General features: G+C 52.5%; 12 protein-coding genes. All 12 read left to right on the forward strand.

Translation table 11 applies throughout. From position 1 onward, the window contains the following. Positions 1-1,422, forward strand: a 1,422-nt coding sequence (locus tag ACEW72_RS10490) for a CoA-acylating methylmalonate-semialdehyde dehydrogenase (protein WP_373476330.1), incomplete at its 5' end; no start/stop codon positions are given. A gap of 5 nt (positions 1,423-1,427) precedes the next feature. Beyond that, positions 1,428-2,297 carry a 3-hydroxyisobutyrate dehydrogenase gene (gene mmsB, locus ACEW72_RS10495; protein WP_373476331.1) on the forward strand — a complete coding sequence of 290 codons (870 nt, stop codon included), beginning with the start codon at positions 1,428-1,430 and terminating at the stop codon, positions 2,295-2,297. A gap of 193 nt (positions 2,298-2,490) precedes the next feature. Beyond that, on the forward strand, positions 2,491-2,892 hold the full coding sequence (locus ACEW72_RS10500) for a hypothetical protein (protein WP_373476332.1): 402 nt from the start codon (positions 2,491-2,493) through the stop codon (positions 2,890-2,892). A gap of 142 nt (positions 2,893-3,034) precedes the next feature. Further along, a complete protein-coding gene (locus ACEW72_RS10505; protein ID WP_373476333.1) occupies positions 3,035-3,631 on the forward strand; it encodes a contact-dependent growth inhibition system immunity protein in 597 nt (198 codons plus the stop codon). A gap of 41 nt (positions 3,632-3,672) precedes the next feature. Next, on the forward strand, positions 3,673-3,909 hold the full coding sequence (locus ACEW72_RS10510) for a DNA/RNA non-specific endonuclease (RefSeq protein ID WP_373476334.1): 237 nt from the start codon (positions 3,673-3,675) through the stop codon (positions 3,907-3,909). After that, on the forward strand, positions 3,906-4,238 hold the full coding sequence (locus ACEW72_RS10515; protein ID WP_373476335.1) for a hypothetical protein: 333 nt from the start codon (positions 3,906-3,908) through the stop codon (positions 4,236-4,238). The genes ACEW72_RS10510 and ACEW72_RS10515 overlap by 4 nt, the downstream gene beginning before the upstream one ends. A gap of 460 nt (positions 4,239-4,698) precedes the next feature. Next, entirely contained in the window at positions 4,699-5,148 is a 450-nt protein-coding gene (locus tag ACEW72_RS10520) for a hypothetical protein (RefSeq protein WP_373476336.1), read from the forward strand. A 45-nt stretch (positions 5,149-5,193) separates the two neighbouring features. After that, positions 5,194-5,418 carry a hypothetical protein gene (locus tag ACEW72_RS10525; protein ID WP_373476337.1) on the forward strand — a complete coding sequence of 75 codons (225 nt, stop codon included), beginning with the start codon at positions 5,194-5,196 and terminating at the stop codon, positions 5,416-5,418. Beyond that, positions 5,415-5,999 (forward strand): hypothetical protein, encoded by a 585-nt coding sequence (locus ACEW72_RS10530; RefSeq protein WP_373476338.1) that lies wholly within the window; start codon positions 5,415-5,417, stop codon positions 5,997-5,999. The genes ACEW72_RS10525 and ACEW72_RS10530 overlap by 4 nt, the downstream gene beginning before the upstream one ends. Positions 6,000-6,036: 37 nt before the next feature. Then, entirely contained in the window at positions 6,037-6,270 is a 234-nt protein-coding gene (locus tag ACEW72_RS10535) for a hypothetical protein (RefSeq protein WP_373476339.1), read from the forward strand. A gap of 49 nt (positions 6,271-6,319) precedes the next feature. Then, positions 6,320-6,814, forward strand: a complete 495-nt coding sequence (locus ACEW72_RS10540) for a hypothetical protein (RefSeq protein ID WP_373476340.1) — start codon at positions 6,320-6,322, stop codon at positions 6,812-6,814. Positions 6,815-6,908: 94 nt separating this feature from the next. Then, positions 6,909-7,394 (forward strand): TspO/MBR family protein, encoded by a 486-nt coding sequence (locus tag ACEW72_RS10545; RefSeq protein ID WP_373476341.1) that lies wholly within the window; start codon positions 6,909-6,911, stop codon positions 7,392-7,394. Positions 7,395-7,542 lie beyond the last annotated feature (148 nt).

The following is a 7,542-nucleotide window of genomic DNA, read 5'->3' on the forward strand; positions in this document are numbered from 1 at the left end:
AACAATGGCGGTGTTCAGGCACAGGTTGTGTTGGGTGACCGATCGGTGCTCGACGCTGCCGTGGCCGCTGCACAGGCCGCACAACCCGCCTGGGCCGCGATGAACCCGCAGCGCCGCGCCCGCGTGATGTTCGAGTATAAGGCACTGATTGAAAAGCATATGGACGAACTGGCGCATATGCTGAGCGCCGAACATGGCAAGGTCGTTGCTGACAGCAAGGGCGATATCCAGCGCGGGCTTGAGGTTGTCGAATTCTGCTGCGGCCTGCCCCATTTGATGAAGGGCGAGTATACCCATGGCGCAGGCCCCGGTATTGATGTCTATTCGATGCGCCAGCCATTGGGCATTGGCGCAGGAATTACCCCATTCAATTTTCCCGCAATGCTCCCGCTATGGATGGGCGCATTGGCTACCAGTGTTGGAAATGCTTTCATTCTCAAGCCTTCGGAACGTGACCCGAGCGTGCCTAACCGGCTTGCGGAACTCTTTTTGGAAGCGGGAATGCCGGCGGGAATTTTCCAGGTCGTGCACGGCGACAAGGAAATGGTTGATGCTATCCTCGACCATCCGGCCATTAGCGCAGTCAGCTTTATCGGCTCTTCGGACATTGCCCATTATGTCTACAATCGCGGCGTTGCGGCTGGCAAGCGCGTGCAGGCCATGGGCGGGGCAAAGAACCACGGTATCGTGATGCCTGATGCGGATCTCGATCAGGTCGTCATCGATCTTACAGGTGCCGCCTTTGGTTCGGCGGGTGAACGTTGCATGGCGTTGCCTGTTGTGGTGCCGGTGGGCGATGACACTGCCGAGCGTTTGAAAGCCAAATTGCTTCCGGCGATCGCCGCGCTGCGTGTGGGCATCTCGACCGATGCCGACGCGCATTATGGCCCCGTTGTGACCGCACAACACAAAGCCAGGGTTGAAGCCTGGATCCAGACCGCCATTGATGAAGGTTCGGAACTGGTTGTCGACGGGCGCAACTTTAAGCTGCAAGGGCATGAGGAAGGCTATTTTATCGGACCTACCTTGCTCGACCATGTCACCACCGACATGGAAAGCTATAAGGAAGAAATCTTCGGCCCCGTGCTGCAAATCGTGCGTGCGGCCAATTTTGAAGAGGCGCTCGCGCTGCCCAGCAAGCACCAATATGGCAATGGCGTGGCGATCTTCACGCGCAACGGCCATGCGGCGCGCGAATTCGCGGCGCGGGTGAATGTCGGCATGGTCGGCATCAACGTCCCCATTCCCGTTCCTGTCGCTTATCACAGCTTCGGCGGTTGGAAACGCTCCGGGTTCGGTGACACCGATCAATATGGCATGGAGGGCATCAAATTCTGGACCAAGGTCAAGAAGATCACCGCCCGCTGGCCTGACGGTTCGCCCGACGGCACCAATGCCTTCATCATCCCGACAATGGGGTAACGCAGATGAAAATAGCCTTTATCGGACTGGGGAACATGGGCGGCGGGATGGCCGCGAACCTTGTGAAAGCAGGGCATGATGTCAGCGCGTTCGACCTGTCGCCCGACGCTCTGGCCCGGGCCAAGGAGAATAAATGCGCCGTTTTTGACACGGTGCAGGGCGCGATTGCCGGCGTTGATGCCGTGGTGTCGATGTTGCCCAACGGGGCCATTGTCGATGCTGTGTATGGCGCGGATGTGATCGGCCATGCGCCGCAAGGTGCTTTGTTTCTCGATTGTTCGACCATTGATGTGGATACCGCGCGCAAGGTAACTGCGGCGGCCGAGGCCGCAGGCTATGCGATGGTCGACGCGCCTGTATCGGGCGGCATTGCGGCGGCCAATGGCGGCACGTTGACCTTCATGGTCGGCGGCACTGACGATGCCTTCGCCCGTGCAGAACCGATCCTGGCGGCGATGGGCAAGGCGGTGATCCACGCCGGAACAAGCGGTGCAGGGCAGGCGGCGAAAATCTGCAACAACATGCTGCTCGGCGCGTCGATGATCGCAACGTGCGAGACATTCAAACTGGCCGAAAAGCTCGGCCTTGACCTGCAAACCTTTTACGATATTTCGTCCAAGGCATCGGGCCAGAACTGGTCGATGACCAGCTATTGCCCGGTCCCCGGCGTCGGCCCGCAAAGCCCGGCGGATAATGACTATCAAGGCGGCTTTGCCACCGCGCTGATGCTGAAAGACCTGAAACTGGCGATGGAGGCGGCGCAGTCCGTCGATGCCGATGTCCCCATGGGCCAAAAAGCCGCCGCGCTTTACGAAGCCTATGCCAACAGCGGCGCAGGCGGCATGGATTTTTCGGCGATTATAAAGACGTTGTAAATTCCGGCAGGATCTTTGGCGGTCAAAAACCGAATATCCATGCCCTGCAAACGGCGCATTTGCGTAAATTACATCCGTTATGGACATAATATCATGTAGGCCGTGATATATCTCAAGTTATATTATGTTTGTTAACATAGTGTTACTATGATAATACTTAACCCGAGTCATTGGAATTTCGTCATGTATGGTCATGACCAATTCCGACGACCGGGGCCCTACTCTCGTGCGTTTTTTCGTTGTATCTGCTATTGTGCTGGTATCGCCATATACCGGTAATGCATTGGCGCAAACTGCGGCTGACCCCGTTTTGCGCGAAGCCCAACGTATCGAAGATCGAGAAAATCAAAGGCAGGCTGAGCGGGAAGAACGGTTTCGGACCGATCAAATAACACCGCCTTCCGGTTTAGAAGCGGCACCTGTGGAAATCGCGGCAGACGACAATGGTCAATGCGTGGCGGTTGAAGAAGTGATCGTCAAAGGTCTGACATTATACCCCCAAACCGAATTTGCCACATCCACGGGCAAGCTTGTCGGTGATTGCATCGGGATAAAGCAAATTGATGATGCCCTTGGGCAGCGCGGTAAAGGCTAAATGTGATCAAGATGATGATTATCGTAACAGGACCTTGAAATGAGTGATGAACCTACGAGAGATTGGCGGTGGCTATACAAATCGATTGATAAAGCAAAGTTGAATAATATTCATTTTAAAATTGTCATTACTGGAAAATAGAATGAATTTCCATCCAGAAAAAGACTGGAAATGTGCCCAAGCATACTATAACGGTCAATTATTTGTATTATTTACTTGCTCTGGACGTTCTACTAATTTTGTAGACGATCTTGGATATGTTTCATTTTTACAAAATGATGCTTCAAACTTTGAAATTGGATTTGAATTGATTAAGTGTTTTTCTAAAACGAGATTTTTATCAAGTGAAGAATCTAAAATATATCTTTCCAAAAATGAAATTATTAGAAAAAGAAAATGGCTACATTCGCAGCTATGTAATTATATGAAAGAGAAGAGATTTAAAACTCTAAAAGAAAGATTAATGTATGTGCAAATACACAAATCTGATCTCATCTCGAAAAGCGCATATTCGCACCGAATACAACATAAACCTGAAGATAACTTGACTTTTTTGTCGACGAGAAATTTGTTAGGTAGCGATTGGGGTAATATTCAAGCGGGTTACGATGCTGGAGTAATTGCTCATAACTATCCTTGCCCCCCAGCTGAACTAGGTGCGTTGCTTCGCGAAGCCTTCAAGCGTTGCGAAGGTGTTGGTCGCGACGAGATCGAATTTCCCGAGCCACTGCCGGATTAAACTAATTAAAGTTCGATGTTGCATGAATAAATGCTTGCTCCTTGCAATGCAGGAACCTGTTTCCGCAAGATACAAATTTCAACAATAAAGAGTATAAAACATTTGAAAATGAAATCAGGCGTGCGCTTGTGGCTGGTGAAGATGTAGGGGCTGTGAAAGTTATATTTAAGCGGTCAAATCCGAATGACGTGCGACCAACTGAATTAAGAGTGGAATATACCATCGGGGGTAGAAAAACGATTGAAAGATTTAAAAACGAAAATGGAGGTGGACTATGAATCCTTTTCAAAGGCAAACTGAAATATTGAACCTACTCGTGCAAGCAATGCATGATTCAGCGGACTCGAATTATGAAAAACTTGAATGTACATTTTCTTTTAGCAATTTAGGGGAACGGTGCAAATCTGAGTTTTCATTTACAAAAGGAGGAAAAGAGATAAGTGAATTCTTAAGAGAAAAGGACGGAATCAGTGAATACTCACTCTTAGAAGAGCTGCACACTATTATGAAAGCTCACACGGGGGGAGAATGGGATTCATTCACATTAACCCTTGATGCGGATGGCAAGGCGCATACCAAATTTCACTATCCCGATGTCGCGTCTTGATGCTTCGCGCCTCATCCTTGCAATCTGGTCGGCGCACCACTGGCCTTGGCCGTCGGCACCGCTGGCCTGGGCACCGCGGTAAATGCGCTGAAAATTTGCGATAAGGCTCCCCCCTTGTCACCGCTTGGCTTTGCGTCGCCATTGAATTGTTGGATTTGTTCTGCCAATTTGGACGTGCCATTTCCCTTGCGGGAAGCGGCGTGTTCTTTGAAATTGGGAATTAACAAAAATCGTGCGGATTTTTCGCGTGGTGGGGTGTCAAAACTTCAGCTTTTCCTAGGGTTTCGGAGCCTTTCGCTAATGAGGGAAGGGGCTTTTTCCCCTTTTTGAAAAACGCCCTCCAAGCTTCAGCCGAGTCAACAAACTCCAAAATCGCCCCGCCGTCGACGCTCCGCCGACATTGCCGATTACGCCCAAATGCGCTATGCCACGCAAACGTCACACTTGGGGGGTGAGTAACATGGGTAGATTGAACCGCATTGTACCGGCGATCATAATCGGAGCCTGCCTGTCGGTTCCGGTGGGGGCGCAAACCGCGAAACTGCCCATTGCCGAAGGTGTGTGGGTCAAAACGGACACCAAATGCGAAACCGCCTATATCGCTCAAGTCTATGGCGCAAAACGCTTTGGCACTTTCTATTTCTACGGCCCCAAACAAAGCATGGGACCCGCCAACGAAACCGAAGCGCTTACCCGCGCAAGCAAGACAAAGGACGGCTTTGTCATGGTGAACGAAGGGCCGCTTGAGGTGGCATCGCGCCCCAACGGCAAGGCGGTCGTGCGCGCCAACTCCCCCAGCCAGGGTGTGCAATGGACCGAGCAGGTACGTCTGTGTCCGCCGGCCAATCTTTCCAGGAAAATGCGCGACGCGCTGACCAAATCGGGGCTGGTCAAGGCGGCGGCCCGCTAAGCGGGGGGCATGTAAGTGGCCGTCGGGGGAATAATGGGGGACGATATGCGACCATCTTACCGCGTACTGATCGCATTTATTGTGATCGAAATCATCTTGGGCGGGATTGCCGCCTATCTTATATTTCAACTTCAAACCGGCGCTATGACACCAACGACGAGTGTTGCCGAGGCTTCAGCGACGATTACATCGACAATGGGAGCGCTGATGGGTGCATTGGGCGGCGTCATGCTTGTCGTCTTCATCGTGCTCAGGCGTAAAGAATCATGAGGTGGTCGGTCGGCTTCCTTTTGGCGGCATCGCTTTACGCAACTTCGGTCGCTGCCGTACCGGCGCAGACACGGGTACCGCTGTTTGGCCGCACACTGGTTTTCGGATTGCCCGACGGGATGGTAATGGCCAACGAGAAGCGGAATGACACCAACGTGCTGATCGAATATCTCCCCAAAGGGGAAAACTTGTCGAGCTGGACACGGCTGGTGACTATCCAGGCTTATCGTGGATTAGGGGCGTCGCCGGCTACGACTGCGCAGATTGCACGTCAGGCATTCTATCCGGCCACCTGCACCAAGGGCCCACTTTACAGCGATAGCGGCGAGAAGCCATTTGCCGCGAAGCTGAAGCGGTCGCTGATTATCAATGGCTGTGCCTCCTTGCCGCCGGGCGCCTATCCGAAAGCGTTGCCAGGAGCCGGTGAACAGGACTTCATCATGATGTTCCGCGATGCCGATACCATCTACACATTAAACTATGCGGTGCGTGGAAAAACTTTCAGCGGCAAACCACCGCCTGTGGCCATCGGCGACGCGGAGGCTTTGTTGCGGGCAACATTCGGGAATGTGACCCTGTGAGTATGGGTCCGGTGGAGAATTGGGCAAAGGCCCTATAATGAGCCGGACCCGCAAGATCTTATTGATAGTCCTCGCGCTGATTGTTGCCATGATCGTCAGTTATTTTGTAATTCTGATCGGATTTTTGTCCATTTGGGACATGATGGGCTACGGCGATCAAAATGGTGGTGTAGCGATGGGTGTCGGTTTTTTCTTCGCGCCGATCGGAGCATTGATAATCGGCATTATAGCCGCAATTTGGACGGCCATAAAGCTGTCCGGCAAACATTAAGGCGTCGATCTTGCTGGCTAATGGATCAAAAGACGGGAGAAGCGACAAGGTGAAACCGACAGACAAGTTACGCCAGAAAGTCATTGCCCTGACAGTGGCCCTTGGATTTTTCATGGTCCCTTTGCCGGCCAAAGCCGACGATGGCTGGGCGAAAAAGCGGCTCGAACAAATCGGGATGAAGTTCGAGGTGGACAAGGACGGCGATTACAAGGTCACGATCAGCTTCAACAAGGAAAAGCGGACCCAGATGGTGTTTGTTTCGGGGGCCACCGAGTCGGTCGGCGGGATGACCATAAGGAAGATATTCTCGCCAGCCGGGACAGTTGCCACCGATGGTATTAACGGTGCCAAGGCGCTCGAACTGATGCGGGACAGCCGCAGCAATAAGATCGGTTCATGGGAAATCGAAGGCGCGAACCTGTATTTGGTTGTCAAACTCCCTGACGCATTGACTGCGGCACAACTGCAGGCCGTGATGATGGTCGCTGGGTCATTGGCAGACGACATGGAAATCGAGTTAAGCGGCGATCGCGACGCGCTGTAGGTCGTCGGGGAGTTCGGGGCGGTTCAATGCTTCTTGCGGAATACTCTGAAAAATCGCTTGTTGTGTGGCCATTCACTTACGCCCATAAGACGTTGTGCCGGAAACCCATATCATCATTGCTGTCCTCTGGGCCGTTATTCTAGGTGGTGCTGGCGGGGGCTTGACCAAAATAGGTACCTGGTACCGCAATCTCCGGAAACCCAGCTGGCAGCCGCCGGATTGGCTGTTCGGACCGGCTTGGACTTTGATCCTGGGTCTGGCTGCCTGGGCCGCTGTTCTGGCTTGGGAAGGCGCAGTCAGTGACGCAGACCGAACGACAATAATCGTTCTTTATGCGGTGAATTTTGTCTGCCACTTCCTGTGGTCACCCCTGTTTTTCACTCTGCGCCGGCCGGACTGGTCGTTGATCGAGGTCGTATTTTTGTGGGGCTCTGTGCTGGCCTTGTGCATCGGGCTAACCCCATTTTCGGTTCTGGCGAGCTGGCTGATCGTGCCGTATCTTGCATGGGTAAGTTTTGCAGCGGTGCTCAACCTGACCATTGTGAGGCTAAACGTCCCGTTCGTCAGAGGCATCAAATGATATTTGAAAAAATGGTAGACGCTGAGGCGCTATAACTTTCGTGTCAGACAGTATCAAGGCGTCTCCAACTGCACTGTAAATACAGTGATTTATGTTGTATTCCGTTCGCGGTCGGTCGCCCTGATTTGCCTGAATTCCCGCTAAAGTG

The organism is Sphingorhabdus sp. (assembly GCF_041737645.1).
Lineage (GTDB): Bacteria > Pseudomonadota > Alphaproteobacteria > Sphingomonadales > Sphingomonadaceae > Sphingorhabdus_B.